The organism is Rhizobium sp. 01N48, assembly GCF_056399145.1.
In genome coordinates this window covers 333,080-350,558 of the sequence record NZ_JBFTQT010000003.1, presented here as the reverse complement: position 1 = coordinate 350,558, position 17,479 = coordinate 333,080, and the positions used below count along the sequence as shown (strand labels likewise).

Sequence of the window (17,479 nt, the reverse complement as noted above, 5' to 3'; positions counted from 1 at the left end):
TGAACCATGGCGCGCTCGGGAGGCCGAAGGTCGGTTAGTCAATGCCAGCAAAAGAAAATCTCCGCCCCGGCGGGCGCAGCGCCCGCGTTCAGGCCTCCGTCCACAATGCCGTCCGGGCGCTTCTGAAGACGATGGACCGCGCCGACGTCACCATTCCGCTGATCGCGGCCGAGGCAGGCGTGACGCCGTCTACGATTTACCGCCGCTGGGGCGAGCTGCAGGAATTGCTGGCCGATGTCGCCGTCGAGCGCCTTCGCCCGGATATGCTGCCGATTGACACCGGCAGCGCCCGCGGCGATCTGGAGGTATGGACGGAGCAATATTGCGAGGAGATGTCGTCCGGCATCGGCCGCGACATGATGTGCGACGTGCTGGCCGCTCAGGACAACGCCAAGGCCTGCAAGTGCGATGCGTTCACCCGCGAACAGATCGCGCTGATCGCGGAGCGCGCGCATGCCCGTGGCGAGGCGTTTCCCGATATCGATGCGGTCATGGACGGCGTCGTCGCCCCCATCATCTACCGCATCCTCTTTGGCGATCAGCCCTCGATCGAGCGCGTGCGCAACCTCGTGACGGACGTTCTGGCAGGCGCCTCTACTCGGCCGCGGCAGCCCGTTTCTGCGCCGATATCTGGGTGATGTAAGCGCGCAGCGCGGCGGGGCGCACCGGCTTGTGCTGGATGCCGATCGCGTGTCGCTCCGCGTCGGCGCGCACCTCCAGCGTCCGGTCGGCGGTGATGCAGAGACCCGGAACATAGGTGGCGAAGCGCTCGCGGACGGAGAGGATCGCAGCCACGCCGGTGCCGTCTCCGAGATGGTAGTCGGCGATGACGAGATCGGGCGCACCCTCCCGCGCGTCGAGCGCTGCAACACCCAAAAGCGAATCCGCCGACTGCACCGCGCAGCCCCAGCCGCTCAGCAGCAGCTGCATCCCCTCGAGTATATGCGGCTCGTTGTCGATGCAAAGCACCTTCAGCCCTTCCAGATTCCGCGCCGAGCGCTCGGCTGGCGCAGTCGTAATCGGCGCTTCGGCCACCGGTGAGATATCGCGCGGCATGACGATACGGAAATCCGTGCCCTTTCCATGCGTCGAATGCAGTTCCACCGGGTGGCTCAGCACGCGCGCGATGCGATCGACGATCGATAGCCCAAGCCCGAGGCCCGACGCCGTCTTGGCGCCTTCGTCCAGCCGCGCGAACTCCTTGAACACGGTGCGGAATTTCGATGGCGGAATGCCGATGCCCGAATCCATCACCTGGATGACCACCTGGTTGCCGCGCCGGCGCGCACCCACCAGCACCTTGCCGGTCAGCGTATACTTGATCGCGTTCGACACCAGGTTCTGCACCAGCCGGCGCAGCAGATTGGGGTCGGACCGCACGCGCAGAGACGTCGGCATCACCACCAGCTTCAGCCTCTTCTCGCGCGCGATCGGCGCGAAGTCGGTCTGGATACGCTCCAGCAGATCGGCAAGCGGAACGGAAGCGAGGCGAGGGCGCATCGCCCCGGTGTCGAGCCTGGAAATATCGAGCACGGCACCCAGAATGCTCTCCACCGATTCCAGCGCCGAATCGATATTGCGCACGATGGCGCTGCTCTCCGATTGTCCCATGCGCTCGACCAGCGCCGAGGAATAGAGCCTGGCGGCGTTGAGCGGCTGCAGGATGTCGTGCCCGGCGGCGGCGAAGAAGCGCGTCTTGCCAAGGTTCGCTTCGTCGGCCGAGGCGCGCGCTTCGCCGAGTTCGTGGTTGACGCGGGTAAGCTCCGCCGTGCGCTCGGCCACGCGTTGCTCCAGCGTCTCGTTGGCCTGCTTCAACGCCTGGTCGGCGGCCACGCGCTGGGTGATATCGGTGAAGGTCGCGACGATGCCCTTGTCGGGCATCGCGTTGGAGCGCACCTCGATGATGCGTTCCCCGCGCCCGAGCACCAGCGCGAAGGGCTTGTCGAGCGTCAGGAAATGCCGAACCGTCTGGCTGACTTCGGAGACGGGGATATCGCCGCGCTGGCTGAGAATGGCCACGATATCGGCAAGCGGAAACCCGACCTGTCCCGATGTCTCCGGCAGATCCAGCAGCTGCCGGAAGCGCCGGTTCCAGATCGTCAGATGGTTCGAGCTGTCGAACACGGCGATGCCCTGGTCCATTTGCGAAAGCGCCGTCTGCAGCATGTCCTGATTATATTGCAGCGCCTCGCTCGCCTGGTCGAGCAGCCATGCGGTGTCGGCCGATGCATCCTCCACCTTCTGCAGGATCAGCGACAGCACCAGCCGCGCCGAAGACGAGCCGATGGCGCTGCCGAGCAGCTGCTCGGTGAAATGGATGAGCGCCATGTCGGCCGGCTGGTCGTCCTCCAGCTTGCGGCCGGAATTCTGCTGGTAGGTCTGGAACGACCGCTCCATCCGCTCTTCGCCGAGATAGCGCGAGATCGTCGCCTTCAGGTCCCCGACGCTGATCCGCGTTTTCCAGCCGCGCGTGGCAAATTGCGAGCGCGCCTGCCGCTTGACGAAAATGCCGGCCTGGATGCGCTCGAGCGGCCGGGCATTGCGCGTCATCGAGCCGATTACGAAGAAGCCGGTGTTGACGAGCAGGCTCATGACCGTGGCGTTGACCAGCGGATCGGCATTGTCGGTAAAGACGGTGACCCCGGGAAAGACGAAGCCCAGCACGGCGCTCGCCACCGCCGAATAATCCGGCCCGCCAAGCGAGGGCAGGAACAGCAGATAGATCCAAATCACGAAGCCGGAAGAGAGGCCGAGGATCGCGCCGCGCGCATTCGCCCGCCGCCAGATCAGTCCGCCCAGCAGCGACGGCGCCATCTGCGCAATGGCGGCAAACGACAAGAGACCGATCGAGGCCAGGCCCGTGGTGCTATCAGTCGAGCGGTAATAGGCATAGCCGAGCAGCAGCACGGCGAAGATGGCGCTGCGGCGGATGTTGAGCAGCGTCTTGGCGAAATCGTCGCGCTGGCCGCCGCGCCCGGCAAGCCGTCGGCGCAGGAAGATCGGCATGACGATGTCGTTGGAAACCATGATCGACAGCGCCACCGAGGCGACAATCACCATCGCCGTCGCCGCCGAAAAACCGCCGATGAAGGTGATCAGCGACATCACGGGCATCTGCCCGACGATCGGCAGCGACAGCATGTAGAGATCGGCATTGCCGTTGCCGCCAAAGGTCAGCAGGCCCGCGATCGCCATCGGCAATACGAAGAGATTGATGGCGATGAGGTAGAGCGGGAACAGGAACCCGGCCAGCCGCAACTCCTTTGCCGTCCGGTTCTCGACCACGGTCACATGAAACTGCCGCGGCAGCATGACGATTGCGAAGGCCGAAAGCACGGTCAGCGTCAGCCAGCGGCTGATCGGCGTCTGGTAATGCAGTGCCGACAGCACCAACTCGTTCTCCGCCGCCTTCCGCCAGAGATCGGCTGGCCCGTCGAACAGAAACCAGACGACGCAAACGCCTGCCGTCAGAAACGCAAACAGCTTCACCACCGATTCCATCGCAACCGCGAGGATCAACCCGTCCTGATGCTCGGTCGCATCCGTGTGTCGGGTGCCGAACATGATGGCGAAGCAGGCAAGCACCAGCGTGACGAGCAGCGGCAGGTCGAGGAAATAGAGATTGCCGCTTCCAATGCCGTAATCCGACGGATTGAGCATCGCCGTCACGGTGCTTGACACCGATTTCAGCTGCAGCGCGATATAGGGGATGGCGCCGACCAGCGAGATCAGCGCCACGATCGTCCCCACCGCCGAGTTCTTGCCGTAGCGCGCCGAAATGAAGTCGGCGACGGAGGTAAGCTTCTCCGTCTTGGCGAGATCGATGATCCGCCGCAGCACAGGCATCCCCAGCGTGAAGACCAGGATCGGGCCGATATAGATGCCGGTGAATTCCAGCCCGCGCTGTGAGGCAAGGCCGACGCCGCCGAAATAGGTCCATGAGGTGCAGTAGATCGCGAGGCTGAGCGCATAGACGACGGGCCGTCCGCTGTCGGGCGCGCCGAAGCGCCTGCGCTGCCGGTCGCCATGGCTTGCCACGGCAAACAGCAGGAACAGGTAGCCGAACGCCGATGCGAGTATCACCCAGCCTGGCAGCATTTCTCCTCCGCCGGCGTCCCATGCGCCGGTCCTCCCGGAGCTCGAAGCCTACGGCAAATCGGAGCCTTTGAAAATTCCCGCCGTCTAGGTCTTAAGTCAAAGACGGATGGAGCAATTGAATAATTCGTAATTTGTAATTGAATAATCGCAACGAAGATGTAGCTAATAAAAACAACAGCCTGCAATCAAACTGCATCAGAGGGAGACAGATCGCATGCTCAACGAGTTCAAAGCGTTTATTGCTCGCGGCAACGTCATGGACCTTGCCGTCGGTGTCATCATCGGTGGTGCGTTCGGCGGCATCGTCAAATCCTTGGTCGACGACGTCATCATGCCGATCGTCGGCGCCATCTTCGGCGGCTTCGATTTCTCCAATTACTTCATCGGCCTCTCGTCCAACGTCAATGCGCCGACGCTGGCCGCGGCCCGCGCACAGGGCGCCGTGCTCGCTTACGGCAGCTTCATCACCGTTCTCATCAACTTCCTGATTCTTGCCTGGATCATCTTCCTGATGGTCAAGGGTGTGAACACGCTGCAGAAGCAGGTCGAGCGCCAGAAGAAGGTTGCTCCGGAAGACGCACCGCCGCCACCAGCCGACGTCGCGCTTCTCACCGAAATCCGCGACCTGCTGGCCAAGCGCCCGACGGTCTGATGTCTTAAGAGCCCTGCCGGATGAGGCAGGGCTCACCCATCACGGAAATCGATCGGCCATCACCGATTGTCATGGGATTCGCCCGCGCATTTGTTTTATGTAGGCGAAAACCGGAGTGATGCATGTCGATCGTCAATAGCCTCAGCCCGCGCGCCATCCAGGCGCCTGAAAGCGGGATCGTCGAAGTCGTAAATTATGCCCGTGGCCGCGATGGCCTATTGCCGCTTTGGGTCGGCGAAGGCGATCTTCCCACCCCCGATTTCGTCAATCAGGCGGCCATGACGGCGCTGTCGGCCGGCGAGACCTTCTACACCTACCAGCGGGGCATTCCCGAACTGCGCCAGGCGCTCTCCGATTATTACGCCCGCCACTTCGGCATCAATCTTCCCGTCGAGCATTTCTTCGTCACCGGCTCCGGCATGCAGGCGATCCAGATCGCGGTGCAGGCGATGACCTCGCCCGGCGACGAACTGGTCTATCTGACGCCGGCTTGGCCGAATATCGCAGCCGCGCTCGAAATTGCCGGCGCCCGTTCCGTCGGCGTGCAGCTCGACTTCGAAGGCGGCAAGTGGGCCGTCGATCTCGATCGTATCGCCGCCGCGATCACGCCGAAGACAAAAGCGCTCTTCATCAACACACCCTCCAACCCGACCGGCTGGACCGCGACGCGCGAGGATCTGGCCGCCATCCTCGGCCTTGCCCGCAAGCATGGTCTCTGGATCATGGCGGACGAAATCTACGCCCGCTACTATTTCCCCGGCGACCGTGCGGCCTCGTTCCTCGATGTAATGGAAACGGGCGACAAGGTGATGTTCGTCAATTCCTTCTCGAAGAACTGGTCGATGACCGGCTGGCGCGTCGGCTGGATCGTGGCGCCGCCGGAGACGGGGCAGGTGCTTGAGAACCTCATTCAGTATTCGACCTCGGGCGTCGCCCAGTTCATGCAGCGGGGCGCGGTCGCGGCCTTGAACCAAGGCGACGCCTTCGTGCAGGCCAATATCGACAAGGCAAGGCGCTCGCGCGATATCCTCTGCGACGCGCTGATTGCGACCAACCGGGTGCAGACGCTGAAACCCGATGGCGCGCTCTATGCCTTCCTGAAGATCGACGGCGTTACCGACAGCCGCAAGGCGGCGATCGATATCGTCGACAAGACCGGCGTCGGCCTGGCGCCTGGAACTGCCTTCGGTCCCGGCGGCGAGCTCTTCCTGCGCGCCTGCTTCCTGCGCGATCCCGCCCAGATTGAGACCGCGGCCGACCGGCTCTGCGACTATATCCTGAAGCTCTGAACCGGGAGCAACCGCATGTCCGAAAAGATCACCGCCGACCATCTGGAAGGCTTTCTCGGCAATCGCCGCCTGATGGAGCAGCTGGCCTTCATTCTCGAGGTCGAGAAGCTGAAGACGATCCTGCGCCGCACGTCGCTGCTCGATCGCTCGCGCGTCGAGACCGACGCCGAGCACACCTGGCAGATTGCGCTGATGGCGGCGGTGCTTGCCGAACATTCGAGCGAGCCGATCGATCTGCTGCGCGTCTTGAAGATGCTCCTGATCCACGACATCGTCGAAATCGATGCCGGCGATACCTTCGCCTATGACGCGGTTGCCCGCACCAGCCAGGCCGAGCGCGAGCTGCGCGCCGCCGACCGCATCTTCGCCCTGCTTCCCGCCGATCAGGCTGTCGAGTTCCGCGCGCTCTGGGATGAGTTCGAGGAAAAGCGCACCAGCGATGCGCGCTTCGCCAACGCCATGGACCGCTTCCAGCCGCTGCTCCACAATTTCTTCACCGGCGGCGGCACCTGGCACACGGCCGGTGTTACCGAGCCGGATGTCGTCAGGCGCATGGAGCCGATCGCCAACGCCTCGGGCACGCTCGGAGACCTCACCGAACGGCTGATCGCGCTCGCCGTCGAGCAGGGCTTCCTGGCTCCCCGGGCCGGACTCTAACCAGGTGCCTGAACCCTCGATGCGACCGAAACGGCCACATCGATAAAATTCTAGCGAACCCGCAAATCAGCCCGTAACCACACCGGCAAACTTCGCCCCGGCGCACGCCTCGCCGGGGCCGTTTATTCGAATTTCGGAAAGGAAAGCCGGGTCAGATGCCTCCGTGAGATGAAACGGGAGTGCGAGGACATGGCAATTCTGGTGACGGGTGGCGCCGGCTATATCGGCAGTCATATGGTCTGGACATTGCTGGATGCGGGCGAGCAGGTTGTCGTCCTCGATCGCCTCTCCACGGGCTTCCGCTGGGCCGTGGCGCCGGAAGCGCGCTTCTATCTCGGCGATGTCGCCGATGCCGAATTGCTCAAGACCATCTTCATCGAAAACGACATCGAGGCGATCATCCATTTCGCCGGCTCCGCCGTCGTGCCCGCCTCGGTGGCCGACCCGCTGTCCTATTACGACAACAACTCCGGCAAGACCCGCGCGCTGATGAGTACCGCGGTCAGCGCCGGCATCCGCCATTTCGTCTTCTCCTCCACCGCCGCTGTCTATGGTCCGCAGAAGACGTCTGATCCGGTCAAGGAAGATGCATCGCTGAACCCGGAAAACCCGTACGGCCAGTCGAAGCTGATGACCGAGTTCATGCTGCGCGATGCCGCCGCCGCTTATGACTTCAACTATGTGGCCCTGCGCTATTTCAACGTCGCCGGCGCCGACCCGCTCGGCCGCGCCGGGCAGTCGACCTCAGGCGCGACACATCTGATCAAGGTCGCCTGCGAGGCCGCCCTTGGCCGCCGCGACAGCGTCAGCGTCTATGGTCTGGATTATCCCACCCACGACGGCACCGGCGTGCGGGACTACATCCACGTGAGCGATCTGGCCGAGGCGCACCTCAGAGCCCTGCAGCACCTGCGCGGCGAGCGCGGCTCGCTCGTTGCCAATTGCGGCTATGGCGCCGGCTACTCTGTGCTCGACGTGCTGAACATGGTGACGCGCCTGCACGGCCACGCCTTCAAGATCCACATGGCCCCGCGTCGCCCAGGTGATTCCGCCAGTGTCGTGGCCGACGCCACTTTGGCGAACCGCGTGCTCGGCTGGACGCCGCGATACGATTCGCTCGAGACGATCGTGCGCAGCGCGCTCGATTGGGAGCTTTCCCTCATGAACCGCAATGTCGACGATCTGCAAGGCCTGCACCGCGTGCTCGCCGCCGCCTCCTTCTAAGCGTCGAAACTGTTGCAGTCTTGCGACCGGATGAGGTCGCGAGCATCTTCCTCGCATACGAACCATCGACTATCCGGCCGAGCGCGATAAGTTTGTGTACAAGCAGCGCAATTCGCTGATGGCATGAACTTGGAATCGCAATTTGGCGCGGCCGCATCGATCGCGGCTCAAGCCGCAAGGAGGCCCGGATGCACGACAAAGTCGATCAGCGCGAGGTTATTGCCGAGCGACAGGGGTCCGCAGGCATCATTCGCCTCAACAGGCCGAGAGCGCTGAACAGCCTGACCCTCGACATGGTCCGTTCGATCGACGCGGCGCTCAGCGAATTTGCCACCGATGCTGATGTAGCGACCGTGATCATCATGGGCGAGGGCGAGCGTGGCTTCTGCGCCGGCGGCGATATCCGCGCGCTGCACGAAAGCGGCCGTGCCGGCACATCGCTGGCGGAAGACTTCTGGCGCCAGGAGTTCCACCTCAATCACCGCATCGCCGCCTATCCCAAGCCCTATGTCGCGCTGATGGATGGCATCACCATGGGGGGCGGTGTCGGTCTTTCCTCGCATGGCCGCCACCGCGTGGTCACCGAGCGCACCCGCTTCGCCATGCCCGAGACGGGGATCGGCTATTTCCCCGATGTCGGCGCCACCTGGCTGCTGCCGCATGCCTTGGGCGAGGTCGGCATCTGGATGGGCCTGACAGGCCTGGAGGTCGGGGCGGCCGACGTGATCCACGCCGGGCTCGCCGACGTCCAGGTCGCAGCCTTCCAGCTGCCGGAGCTTGTCGACACGCTGGCCGGCCTGTCGCGTGGCGCAAGCTCGCGCGATGTCGATGTCGTCCTGAAGAACCTGTCGACCGATCCGGGCAAAGGGCCGCTGAGGCTCAATAGCAGCCTGATTGAGCGCACCTTCCGCTTCGGCACGGTCGGCGACATCATTGCGGCGTTGAAAGCGGAGCCATCGGATTTCGCGGCAGAAACGCTGCGCGCCATCCAGCTACGCTCGCCAACCAGCCTGGCGCTGACGCTGCGCCTGCTGCATGAGGGCAAGCAGAGCCGCAGCTTGGCCGAGTGCCTGCGCCGCGAGTTCAGCGCCTGCCTGGGCATCCTGCAAAGCCCCGATTTCTACGAGGGCATCCGCGCCGCCGTCATCGACAAGGACCGCAAGCCGAAATGGACACCGGCCACGATCGAAGCGGTGGAACCCGCCGCGATCGATCGCTTTCTGCGCCCGGCGGAGCCGCCGCTCGCGCTTTAGGCGTGCTTACATCGGGAAATCTGGAATGGCTTCGCGCCGGGTCAGCTTCAGCGTCCGGTCGGGCTGCAGGATATAGGTTTCCAGCTGCTTCGTGCCGGTCGAATCGTAGAAGGTATTATGGACAACGCTGCCCGGCGGAGACTTGGTGAGCTTGGTGCGCGGCTGCCCGCCATAGGTGATGCTTCCGGGCACGGGTTTCACCTCCGCAGTCTCGCTGGTGGTGCAGCCAGCCAGAAGACCAGCCATAACGAATGTTGCCGCAACGGCCGATATCACGCGTTTCATCGCGATCACCCCACATGTCTATGCTGTTGATATGGCTCGCTTCGCTTGAAGCGCCAAGAGGCATTTGTATTTTCTTCTCGAAAATACTCCAACGATAGCGCCCGCACTGCAACGAAATGCGGCGCTGCAGCGTTAAGCAGCAGAACAATTCGCTTGGAGGCGAAGATGGTACAGCTGTTCCAGATTTTGACGGGGCACGAGGATCAGTGCGAACGAGGCCACAGCCAGTCGTCGATGCGGGCTGCGGTCGAAAGCGCGCTGAGCGCCGATCCGGACCTCGATTGCACCGAGATCACGGTCACCATGATTGGCCAATACGCCGTGCTCGAAGGCTTTGCGCACAGTGCGGGTGACATCGTTCGCGCCATGATGATTGCCGAGGACGTCGTGGGCCAAGGCAACGTGCAGAGCCGGATGCTGCGCCGCTGATGCTCTCCTTTTGTCGCCGCTGCGCTGTTTCGGTCAATACTGTAAGATGAAAGTAGAAAAGCGTTAACGCATTTGAAAGTGGCGGCGGTTTCGCGGAACTAAACTAGCGGCTGTTCCGTTACTGGCATAATCAAACATGGGAGAACGGCATGACGCGCTTTCTTCGACTTGGGATGCCCGTTTTAGCGCTGATGACCGGCGCGTTTGCCCTGCCGGCCGCAGCTTCGCTGGAGATCGACAGCAACTATTCAGCGCTTCAGCGCGATGACGTCGTGCTCGCCCAATATGGCGATGCTACCGCCTGCGTTCCCGCCGCCGCACACTACGTCCCGTCCTTCATCCGCGCCAATGACGGCACGATCATCGGTGTGGGATATGTGGAAGTGGCAAGCGCCGATACCGGATGCTGATATCAGGTAACGCTCAATTAACCAGACCGCAGAACGCGCGCGCTCACGATGCGTGAGGGAGAGATAGTGTGTGCCGAGCATCGCCACCTTGCATCGTCTAACCGATTGTTTTGGAGAAGTTTATACGAGGCCCGCCTGTGCTTTTCACACAGAGGGTGACGAGCCTCTGACCATCATCATGATGGCTGCCAGTGTTCTAGTAAGCGTTGAGCACTTGAGACAACCGCTTCGTCCGGCTACCCCCGACAAGCTCCGGTGAGGGTTAAGCAAAAATCAACCTTGCTTTATTTCGAGCCACTTGTGGACTGTTTTAGCCCGCTTCGACGTGGCTAATGGACGTGAAGCCTTGCTTCCTCGGCCGCCGCGACGAACTCGGCGCGCGCTTCTTCCACGCTCTTGCGGCCGTCAAGGGCGGCTCGGCATGTGCTGCGGGCTTTCAGGTAGCGGAGGCCGCGAACATTGGGCCAGAGCTCGGTCAGGCATGTCAGCGCGTCGAACGGGCCGGATATCGTCCGTGCACCGGTGGTCTCGAAGCCGACCTGGATAGGATCATTCCACTTTTCGCTTGCCATTTGCGCACTCCTCCATTGCTCACGCCAGGTACTCTGCAGCGTTCTGCCTGCTCCTCCCGCAAAGCAGTGTGCGGAAGCATTTTAGCGATAATTCACAAACCCGCAAATGGGAAAAGACATACGCGTTCGGCGTAACGAACCAAAGACGTATGAAAGACAAGCACCCGGCCATCCGACCGAGTGCTTGAAACATCCAGCAAACCTGCGCGTTTAGCTGCAGACGCGGGTGGTCTTTGTCACGATCCGGCCGTGGCTGTGGTACTTCACGGTCTTCATGCGGCAATTGTAGCGCACCGGATGATGGCGGTTGGAATGGCCGTAATAGGGGCGGTGGTTGTAGCGATCGTGGTAGCCGTGATAGCCCGGCTGACCGATTCTCACCGTCACGCTATCGGCAAAGGATGGCATTGCGGTTGCGCTGAGCGATGCGATGGCCACGGCGGCAGCGATAATAAGCTTCTTCATGCTAGTCTCCATTCATAACAGCGTTGACGAAACGTTCGTATCGAGAATTTGTTCAATACGAATAATAAGCGCAGCATGAATGTGAGCTGAGAGGCGTGTTCATGTCCGGGTCATCCCCGGCAGACGGCCAAGCCTTACGGTGCGATGGTGTAGACGAACACGGCCTTATAGACGGCGAGCGCGCCGAAAACGGCGGTGATGGCAGCCAGAACCATGGCGATCAAAATGATCGCTTTCGTGCCTTTGCCGTTCTGCTGATCGTTGTCGTCGGTGCTCATGGTCGTCTCCTGCGGGCTCGCCCGGCTCACTGGTGGTCTCGGCCGGCGAAGCCCTTATCGCCACGTCTTAACCAGTCGGCCGCTCTTTCGCAAACCGGGATATCTGATGCCGAATGTCGCAGCGGAAAGCGTGGCCACAATTCACGATTGCCGCAAATCGCGGAACAAACCGATTGCGGCCGGGTTGTCCACACGTAACCCGATAGTGAAAACCGACGAGGAAGAGGAAATTCCGATGCGAACGTCTGTCATCACGGCGGCAATTTTTGCCGCGGGCCTGGCCACATCCGCCTTCGCGCAATCCAACCCCGATTCGATCGGCCCCACCAATGGCGGCTCGACCGGCTCGAGCTCCGGAACATTTTCCAGCGATTACACGAGCAGCGACAACGGTACCCATCCCGTAACAGTCACGCCCGTCGACCCGACGACGACACAGTCGATCACGACGCAGCCGAAGACGCTCGACTGCCCATCCATGCCCCGCGCCAACTCGGGCGTCGACACCCGCGGCGGCGAAAGCGGCGCCTCGATCAGCGACGCCTGCCGCGAGTACGACAATTAAGGCGGATGGATATCCGCGATCAAAAAGGGGCCGAGTTGTTCGGCCCTTTTTGCTGAGTAGGCGCGGACTTGCTTCGGCCAGTCTTATCATCTTGGCGGATTTCTTACCGGGGAGAAAACTGGTGCTGCCGCGCGGGATTGAACTGTCGAGCTCGCCGCATACGAAGGGTTTTCGCTAGATCGCGTAAAGCCTCGTCGATGATGTGAAATCCCCCATATGAAATTTGTGCACGGATTTGCACATTTGCCACCTGAGCCGTTTTGGTAGCGAGGGCGACTAAATGGTGGGCTTCGGGGCCTCGAACCGTTGGTCGAAGGTGAAATCCGTCCTCACTGAGAAGTAGCGTTCGGCAATGTCGTTGAGGCTCAACGTCAAAGTCTTGAATAGTTCGTAGAATTGCTCGTTCGAAAGGTCGACGACGTCTCCCCGCTGAACGAACTTCATTGCCTCCAAATTTTTATCAACTCTTCCGCTGACATGCACGACAGCCTGGCGAAGCTTATTGAGGTCGCCAAAGACAGGATGAAGAATGTCGTTCTTCTCCTTACCGCACGCGCTTGCGATTTGTTGTCGAGCTTCGACATCCCACTGCGTATATGCAAAGACGATGGCCATCCTTCTCAGTCGGCGCGAGTTTTCACCGTCGCGAGCCGACTTAGTAGACAGGTCGGATATAAGTGCCCAATATTGGAAAGAGGAGCTCTGATCGTTCGGGTCTCCTCGTCCAAAGAACATGTGCTTGTCCGGTTGACAGGTAGCCAGATAGTCGTGCCACTGCCGTAGCGAGGCATCAATCTCGCACTGAAGGCCATAGATGCGGCGAAGCTCTGTCGCGTAGTCGATAAGTGGCTGCAGAAGGTCCATCATATGCCTCCAATTCCTCGCCCACACATCAGCTCGGACGGAAGATTTATCAGAGTGGAAAGATAAAATTCGAGAACGCTGAGTAAGCATGCTGCACGAATTGTCTGCACAATTCGCGGTATGTTCTGGTGTTTGAAGCGGTTTCTCGCAGCGATGCTGTCTTGCGATCCGCAGTTTTCTGTTTGATTTTATTTAAGAAAACTGGTGCTGCCGAGTGGGATTGAACCACCGACCTCACCCTTACCAAGGGTGTGCTCTACCACTGAGCTACGGCAGCGAGGACCAGACGCTGGCAACCGAAGCGGCTGCGTTGCGGGAACGGGGCGGCTATTGCCACAGCTTCGGGACGAGCGCAAGACGCAATTTCAAACTTATGTCAGTTTCACGTCGCCACTTTTGGATTGCCGCGAATTCGGGTAAGCCATGAAACATGACCGAAGACACTGAAAATGCCCGCAAGGGCCGCAAAGACGCGATCGAACAGCAGGCGAAATTGCGCCGCGATCGGGCCGCGGAAAAATTGCGGGAAAATCTTTCCCGCCGCAAACAACAGACGCGTGCGCGCCGTTCCGGCCAGGCCGACGAGACAAATGGACTGCCTGCCGCAAAAATGGACGAATCGTAATGTTCCGTCCGCTTCGAATTGAAGCCTTCGCGGATTTCGTCTAAAGACCCGCATCCTTTTAAAAGACAGAGTTTCAGAAAGGCGGGCGTGGCCCGTAAGCGCTTATGGATCGTATCAGAATTGTCGGCGGTAATGAGCTTAATGGCATCATTCCCATTTCCGGCGCCAAGAATGCCGCCCTGCCGCTGATGATCGCCTCGCTTTTGACCAGCGATACGCTGACGCTCGAAAACGTGCCGCACCTGGCCGATGTCGAGCAGCTGCTGCGCATCCTCGGCAATCATGGCGTCGACGTTTCGGTCAACGGCCGCCGTGAGCGCCAGGAAGACAGCTACTCGCGCACGATCCACTTCACCTGCCGCACCATCGTCGACACAACCGCTCCCTACGAGCTGGTCTCGAAGATGCGCGCCTCCTTCTGGGTCATCGGCCCGCTTCTGGCGCGTGAAGGCCAGTGCCGCGTTTCGCTGCCCGGCGGTTGCGCCATCGGCACGCGCCCGGTCGATCTCTTCCTCGACGGCCTGACGGCACTCGGCGCGACGCTCGATATCGACAGCGGCTATGTCAACGCCACCGCCCCCAAGGGTGGCCTGATCGGCGCCAAGTACACCTTCCCGAAGGTCTCCGTCGGCGCGACCCACGTCATGATGATGGCCGCCACGCTTGCCCGCGGCACCACCGTCATCGGCAATGCCGCCCGCGAGCCTGAGGTCGTCGACCTCGCCAACTGCCTGATCGCCATGGGCGCCAAGATCACTGGCGCCGGCACCTCCACCATCACCATCGAAGGCGTCACCTCGCTGTCGGGCGCGCGCCACCGCGTTCTGCCTGACCGTATCGAGACCGGTACCTACGCCATGGCCGTTGCCATGGCCGGCGGCGATGTCGTGCTTGAAAACACCGATGTGGCGCTGCTCGACACCGCGCTTGAGACGCTTCGCCGCGCCGGCGCTGAAATCTCCGCCACCAACAACGGCATGCGCGTCCGCCGCAATGGCGCCGGCATCCGCCCGGTCGATATCGTCACCGATCCGTTCCCGGGCTTCCCGACCGACCTGCAAGCGCAGTTCATGGCGCTGATGACCCGCTCCACCGGCGTGTCGCATGTCACTGAGACCATCTTCGAAAACCGCTTCATGCACGTGCAGGAACTTGCCCGCCTCGGCGCCAAGATTTCGCTGTCGGGGCAGACGGCGAAGATCGAAGGTGTGCCGCGCCTGAAGGGTGCACCGGTCATGGCAACCGATCTGCGCGCTTCCGTGTCGCTCGTCATCGCCGGTCTTGCGGCCGAAGGCGAGACCATGGTGTCGCGCGTCTATCACCTCGATCGCGGCTTCGAGCGCCTGGAAGAAAAGCTCACCCGCTGCGGCGCGATCGTCGAACGCGTCAGCGAATAAGCGCAACTGTAGACGTAACGAGACAAAGGGCGGTCATTCGCCCTTTATCCCCGTTGCGCAATGGGCCTCAGCGCCTTATGTCCCTTGTCCTACGGCACCGCCATTCCGCGGCGCCGGGTATCGCCATCCCGGCGATACCAGAGACAATGGGGTGCTGCCTGAATGACCGACCTGAAGCTTGTTGCGCTGGATAGCGAAGACCTTGCCGTCGTCTCCGCGCATACGCAGGATAGCGTCTTCAAGGTCGCGGATCTTTCCTGGTCGCCGCGCGACCAGCAGTTCTCCATCGCCGCCAATCGTTTCGTCTGGGAAGAAGCCGGCGCCAAGCGCAAGGGCTTCGAGCGCCGCCGCGCCGCCATCGTCTTCAAGCGCGTGCTGGCCGTCCGCTCCGTTGGAATCAATCAGAAGAACCGCGAGGACGTCCTGTCGCTGCTCGCCATCCGCTTCGAGCAGAAAGGCGAGGGGCCTGAGGGCACCATCCAGATCGATCTCGCCGCCGGCGCCACCATCGCGCTCGATGTCGAATGCATCGAGGTTCAGCTTGCGGATATCGGCGGCGCATGGGAAACCGCTTCCAAGCCGCGCCATCCCGGCGCCTGAATACGCATTTATCGAAGCATACCGAGAGGAATTGACGCGTGGCAATCTGGTTGGATCAGGCATCGGACGATTTCGGGCAGCGTTTCGCGGCGTTTCTGACGACCAAGCGCGAAATGTCCGAGGACGTGAACATCACCGTCCGCGCCATCATCGATGATGTCCGCGCCCGCGGCGATGCGGCGCTGGCCGAATATTCGCGGAAGTTCGAGGGCATCGATTTCGCCGAGACGCCGATGCGTGTCACCGAAGCGGAAATCGACGCGGCCGTCGAGGCCGTGCCCGCCGAAGTGCTGGGCGCGCTGAAGGTCGCAGCCGTCCGCATCGAATCCCACCACGCCCGCCAGCTCCCCAAGGACGATATCTACGAAGACGCCATGGGCGTGACGCTCGGCTCGCGCTGGACGGCGATCGAGGCAGTTGGCCTTTACGTTCCCGGCGGCACGGCAAGCTATCCGAGCTCGGTGCTGATGAACGCCATTCCGGCCAAGGTCGCCGGTGTTGATCGCGTTGTCATCGTCGTTCCCGCAACAGGCGGCCAAGTCAATCCCGCCGTACTTGCCGCCGCCAAGCTTGCCGGCGTGAGCGAGATCTACCGGATCGGCGGCGCCCAGGCCGTGGCGGCGCTCGCCTATGGCACCGATAGCATCGCGCCGGTCGACAAGATCACCGGCCCCGGCAATGCCTATGTCGCCGCTGCCAAGCGCCACGTCTTCGGCACTGTCGGCATCGACATGATCGCCGGTCCGTCGGAAGTCCTCGTCATCGCCGACAGGGATAACAATCCGGATTGGATCGCAGCCGACCTGCTCGCCCAGGCTGAGCATGATGTCAGCGCCCAGTCGATCCTAATCACCGACGACGCGGCCTTCGGCAAGGCGGTCGAGGCAGCCGTCGAGCGCCAGCTGAAGACGCTGAACCGCGCCGAGACGGCTGCCGCCAGCTGGCGTGATTTCGGCGCTGTCATCCTGGTCAAGGAGATCAGCGACGCCATTCCGCTCGCAAACCGCATCGCCGCCGAGCATCTGGAGATCGCCGTCGCCGATCCGGATGCGCTGGTCGACAAGATCCGCAATGCCGGCGCAATCTTCATCGGCGCGCATACGCCCGAAGTGATCGGCGATTATGTCGGCGGCTCCAACCACGTACTGCCGACAGCCCGTTCCGCGCGCTTCTCGTCCGGCCTCTCGGTTCTCGATTTCGTCAAGCGCACCTCGATCCTGCGCCTCGGTTCGGAACAGCTGCGCACGCTGGGTCCGGCTGCCATTGCGCTCGCCGTGTCCGAGGGTCTCGACGCCCATGCGCGGTCGGTTGCGATCCGCCTCAACCTGGAACGGTAAGCGATGGCTGCGGGCGACTTCCGGCTTTGCGACGTCGTCCTGGACGACACCATCGGCCGATCGACGCCCGATGTCGAGCACGAGCGCGCCGTCGCTATCTTCGATCTCATCGAGGAGAACAGTTTTACGCCCCTCGGCCATGCCGGCGGCCCGTACCGGCTGAACATCTCGCTTGTCGATACCAAGCTGGTCTTTGCGATTACGACCGAAGGCGGCGAGGCGGTCGCCACTCATATCCTGTCGCTCACCCCGTTCCGGCGCATCGTGAAGGATTACTTCATGATCTGCGAGAGCTATTACGAGGCGATCCGCTCCGCCTCTCCAAGCCGCATCGAGGCGATCGACATGGGGCGGCGCGGCATCCATAACGAGGGTTCGCAGACGCTGCAGAACCGACTGGACGGCAAGATCGAGGTGGATTTCGACACCGCGCGCCGCCTGTTCACGCTGGTCTGCGTTCTCTACTGGCGCGGATGACC

The 17,479-nt window shown here is 62.0% G+C and carries 20 protein-coding genes and 1 tRNA gene; 14 read left to right on the top strand and 7 right to left on the bottom strand.

The window, feature by feature from the left end:
• Positions 1 to 41 precede the first annotated feature (41 nt).
• Entirely contained in the window at positions 42 to 638 is a 597-nt protein-coding gene (locus AC1DOG_RS08135) for a TetR/AcrR family transcriptional regulator (protein ID WP_477927324.1), read from the top strand.
• Here AC1DOG_RS08135 and AC1DOG_RS08130 read toward each other — a convergent pair.
• Complete coding sequence (locus tag AC1DOG_RS08130; RefSeq protein WP_477927323.1) at positions 595 to 4,098, bottom strand: PAS domain-containing hybrid sensor histidine kinase/response regulator; 3,504 nt, start codon at positions 4,096 to 4,098, stop codon at positions 595 to 597. The genes AC1DOG_RS08135 and AC1DOG_RS08130 overlap by 44 nt on opposite strands.
• Positions 4,099 to 4,312: 214 nt before the next feature.
• On the opposite strand from AC1DOG_RS08130, the gene mscL reads away from it, so the two are divergent.
• The 5 genes from mscL (at position 4,313) to AC1DOG_RS08105 (ending at position 9,173) form a co-directional block, all read left to right on the top strand.
• On the top strand, positions 4,313 to 4,750 hold the full coding sequence (mscL, locus tag AC1DOG_RS08125; protein ID WP_018898360.1) for a large conductance mechanosensitive channel protein MscL: 438 nt from the start codon (positions 4,313 to 4,315) through the stop codon (positions 4,748 to 4,750).
• 122 nt (positions 4,751 to 4,872) lie between these two features.
• Positions 4,873 to 6,039 (top strand): pyridoxal phosphate-dependent aminotransferase, encoded by a 1,167-nt coding sequence (locus tag AC1DOG_RS08120; RefSeq protein ID WP_477927322.1) that lies wholly within the window; start codon positions 4,873 to 4,875, stop codon positions 6,037 to 6,039.
• 15 nt (positions 6,040 to 6,054) lie between these two features.
• Complete coding sequence (locus AC1DOG_RS08115) at positions 6,055 to 6,696, top strand: HD domain-containing protein (RefSeq protein ID WP_477927321.1); 642 nt, start codon at positions 6,055 to 6,057, stop codon at positions 6,694 to 6,696.
• Between the two features lie 189 nt (positions 6,697 to 6,885).
• Positions 6,886 to 7,920 (top strand): UDP-glucose 4-epimerase GalE, encoded by a 1,035-nt coding sequence (galE, locus tag AC1DOG_RS08110; RefSeq protein WP_477927320.1) that lies wholly within the window; start codon positions 6,886 to 6,888, stop codon positions 7,918 to 7,920.
• A 188-nt stretch (positions 7,921 to 8,108) separates the two neighbouring features.
• Positions 8,109 to 9,173: an enoyl-CoA hydratase/isomerase family protein gene (locus AC1DOG_RS08105; RefSeq protein WP_477927319.1), complete on the top strand. Its 1,065-nt coding sequence runs from the start codon at positions 8,109 to 8,111 to the stop codon at positions 9,171 to 9,173.
• A 6-nt stretch (positions 9,174 to 9,179) separates the two neighbouring features.
• Here the strand turns inward: AC1DOG_RS08105 and AC1DOG_RS08100 are convergent, their stop codons facing one another.
• Positions 9,180 to 9,458: a hypothetical protein gene (locus tag AC1DOG_RS08100; RefSeq protein ID WP_196809328.1), complete on the bottom strand. Its 279-nt coding sequence runs from the start codon at positions 9,456 to 9,458 to the stop codon at positions 9,180 to 9,182.
• A gap of 165 nt (positions 9,459 to 9,623) precedes the next feature.
• Here AC1DOG_RS08100 and AC1DOG_RS08095 point away from each other — a divergent pair, with 165 nt between their 5' ends.
• Both AC1DOG_RS08095 and AC1DOG_RS08090 read left to right on the top strand, forming a co-directional pair.
• On the top strand, positions 9,624 to 9,887 hold the full coding sequence (locus tag AC1DOG_RS08095) for a BON domain-containing protein (RefSeq protein WP_477927318.1): 264 nt from the start codon (positions 9,624 to 9,626) through the stop codon (positions 9,885 to 9,887).
• 149 nt (positions 9,888 to 10,036) lie between these two features.
• Positions 10,037 to 10,297: a hypothetical protein gene (locus AC1DOG_RS08090; RefSeq protein WP_477927317.1), complete on the top strand. Its 261-nt coding sequence runs from the start codon at positions 10,037 to 10,039 to the stop codon at positions 10,295 to 10,297.
• A gap of 329 nt (positions 10,298 to 10,626) precedes the next feature.
• Here the strand turns inward: AC1DOG_RS08090 and AC1DOG_RS08085 are convergent, their stop codons facing one another.
• The 3 genes from AC1DOG_RS08085 to AC1DOG_RS08075 all read right to left on the bottom strand — a co-directional run bounded on the left by AC1DOG_RS08085 (position 10,627) and on the right by AC1DOG_RS08075 (position 11,612).
• Positions 10,627 to 10,869 carry a DUF982 domain-containing protein gene (locus AC1DOG_RS08085; protein ID WP_018898368.1) on the bottom strand — a complete coding sequence of 81 codons (243 nt, stop codon included), beginning with the start codon at positions 10,867 to 10,869 and terminating at the stop codon, positions 10,627 to 10,629.
• 210 nt (positions 10,870 to 11,079) lie between these two features.
• Positions 11,080 to 11,334: a hypothetical protein gene (locus tag AC1DOG_RS08080; protein ID WP_047507308.1), complete on the bottom strand. Its 255-nt coding sequence runs from the start codon at positions 11,332 to 11,334 to the stop codon at positions 11,080 to 11,082.
• A 134-nt stretch (positions 11,335 to 11,468) separates the two neighbouring features.
• Positions 11,469 to 11,612: a hypothetical protein gene (locus tag AC1DOG_RS08075; RefSeq protein ID WP_156144778.1), complete on the bottom strand. Its 144-nt coding sequence runs from the start codon at positions 11,610 to 11,612 to the stop codon at positions 11,469 to 11,471.
• 235 nt (positions 11,613 to 11,847) lie between these two features.
• On the opposite strand from AC1DOG_RS08075, the gene AC1DOG_RS08070 reads away from it, so the two are divergent.
• Positions 11,848 to 12,177, top strand: coding sequence for a hypothetical protein (locus tag AC1DOG_RS08070; protein WP_477927316.1), 330 nt, complete (start codon positions 11,848 to 11,850; stop codon positions 12,175 to 12,177).
• A gap of 276 nt (positions 12,178 to 12,453) precedes the next feature.
• Here the strand turns inward: AC1DOG_RS08070 and AC1DOG_RS08065 are convergent, their stop codons facing one another.
• Positions 12,454 to 13,041: a hypothetical protein gene (locus tag AC1DOG_RS08065; RefSeq protein ID WP_477927315.1), complete on the bottom strand. Its 588-nt coding sequence runs from the start codon at positions 13,039 to 13,041 to the stop codon at positions 12,454 to 12,456.
• Between the two features lie 202 nt (positions 13,042 to 13,243).
• Positions 13,244 to 13,318, bottom strand: a tRNA-Thr gene (locus AC1DOG_RS08060).
• Positions 13,319 to 13,471: 153 nt separating this feature from the next.
• Between AC1DOG_RS08060 and AC1DOG_RS08055 the strand changes: the two genes are divergently transcribed.
• From AC1DOG_RS08055 to AC1DOG_RS08035, 5 genes are all read left to right on the top strand, one after another.
• Positions 13,472 to 13,666 (top strand): hypothetical protein, encoded by a 195-nt coding sequence (locus tag AC1DOG_RS08055; protein WP_018898373.1) that lies wholly within the window; start codon positions 13,472 to 13,474, stop codon positions 13,664 to 13,666.
• A 104-nt stretch (positions 13,667 to 13,770) separates the two neighbouring features.
• On the top strand, positions 13,771 to 15,063 hold the full coding sequence (gene murA / locus AC1DOG_RS08050; RefSeq protein WP_112429160.1) for a UDP-N-acetylglucosamine 1-carboxyvinyltransferase: 1,293 nt from the start codon (positions 13,771 to 13,773) through the stop codon (positions 15,061 to 15,063).
• Between the two features lie 162 nt (positions 15,064 to 15,225).
• Entirely contained in the window at positions 15,226 to 15,663 is a 438-nt protein-coding gene (locus tag AC1DOG_RS08045; RefSeq protein WP_112942809.1) for a DUF2948 family protein, read from the top strand.
• A gap of 38 nt (positions 15,664 to 15,701) precedes the next feature.
• Positions 15,702 to 17,000 (top strand): histidinol dehydrogenase, encoded by a 1,299-nt coding sequence (gene hisD / locus AC1DOG_RS08040; RefSeq protein ID WP_477927314.1) that lies wholly within the window; start codon positions 15,702 to 15,704, stop codon positions 16,998 to 17,000.
• Positions 17,001 to 17,003: 3 nt separating this feature from the next.
• Positions 17,004 to 17,477 carry a UPF0262 family protein gene (locus tag AC1DOG_RS08035; protein WP_112979834.1) on the top strand — a complete coding sequence of 158 codons (474 nt, stop codon included), beginning with the start codon at positions 17,004 to 17,006 and terminating at the stop codon, positions 17,475 to 17,477.
• Positions 17,478 to 17,479: the final 2 nt, after the last annotated feature.

Coding starts and splice junctions, on each gene's coding strand:
- AC1DOG_RS08135 (WP_477927324.1), top strand. CDS start 42: ATGCCAGCAAAAGAAAATCTCCGCCCCGGCGGGCGCAGCGCCCGCGTT.
- AC1DOG_RS08130 (WP_477927323.1), bottom strand. CDS start 4,098: ATGCTGCCAGGCTGGGTGATACTCGCATCGGCGTTCGGCTACCTGTTC.
- mscL (WP_018898360.1), top strand. CDS start 4,313: ATGCTCAACGAGTTCAAAGCGTTTATTGCTCGCGGCAACGTCATGGAC.
- AC1DOG_RS08120 (WP_477927322.1), top strand. CDS start 4,873: ATGTCGATCGTCAATAGCCTCAGCCCGCGCGCCATCCAGGCGCCTGAA.
- AC1DOG_RS08115 (WP_477927321.1), top strand. CDS start 6,055: ATGTCCGAAAAGATCACCGCCGACCATCTGGAAGGCTTTCTCGGCAAT.
- galE (WP_477927320.1), top strand. CDS start 6,886: ATGGCAATTCTGGTGACGGGTGGCGCCGGCTATATCGGCAGTCATATG.
- AC1DOG_RS08105 (WP_477927319.1), top strand. CDS start 8,109: ATGCACGACAAAGTCGATCAGCGCGAGGTTATTGCCGAGCGACAGGGG.
- AC1DOG_RS08100 (WP_196809328.1), bottom strand. CDS start 9,458: ATGAAACGCGTGATATCGGCCGTTGCGGCAACATTCGTTATGGCTGGT.
- AC1DOG_RS08095 (WP_477927318.1), top strand. CDS start 9,624: ATGGTACAGCTGTTCCAGATTTTGACGGGGCACGAGGATCAGTGCGAA.
- AC1DOG_RS08090 (WP_477927317.1), top strand. CDS start 10,037: ATGACGCGCTTTCTTCGACTTGGGATGCCCGTTTTAGCGCTGATGACC.
- AC1DOG_RS08085 (WP_018898368.1), bottom strand. CDS start 10,869: ATGGCAAGCGAAAAGTGGAATGATCCTATCCAGGTCGGCTTCGAGACC.
- AC1DOG_RS08080 (WP_047507308.1), bottom strand. CDS start 11,334: ATGAAGAAGCTTATTATCGCTGCCGCCGTGGCCATCGCATCGCTCAGC.
- AC1DOG_RS08075 (WP_156144778.1), bottom strand. CDS start 11,612: ATGAGCACCGACGACAACGATCAGCAGAACGGCAAAGGCACGAAAGCG.
- AC1DOG_RS08070 (WP_477927316.1), top strand. CDS start 11,848: ATGCGAACGTCTGTCATCACGGCGGCAATTTTTGCCGCGGGCCTGGCC.
- AC1DOG_RS08065 (WP_477927315.1), bottom strand. CDS start 13,041: ATGGACCTTCTGCAGCCACTTATCGACTACGCGACAGAGCTTCGCCGC.
- AC1DOG_RS08055 (WP_018898373.1), top strand. CDS start 13,472: ATGACCGAAGACACTGAAAATGCCCGCAAGGGCCGCAAAGACGCGATC.
- murA (WP_112429160.1), top strand. CDS start 13,771: ATGGATCGTATCAGAATTGTCGGCGGTAATGAGCTTAATGGCATCATT.
- AC1DOG_RS08045 (WP_112942809.1), top strand. CDS start 15,226: ATGACCGACCTGAAGCTTGTTGCGCTGGATAGCGAAGACCTTGCCGTC.
- AC1DOG_RS08035 (WP_112979834.1), top strand. CDS start 17,004: ATGGCTGCGGGCGACTTCCGGCTTTGCGACGTCGTCCTGGACGACACC.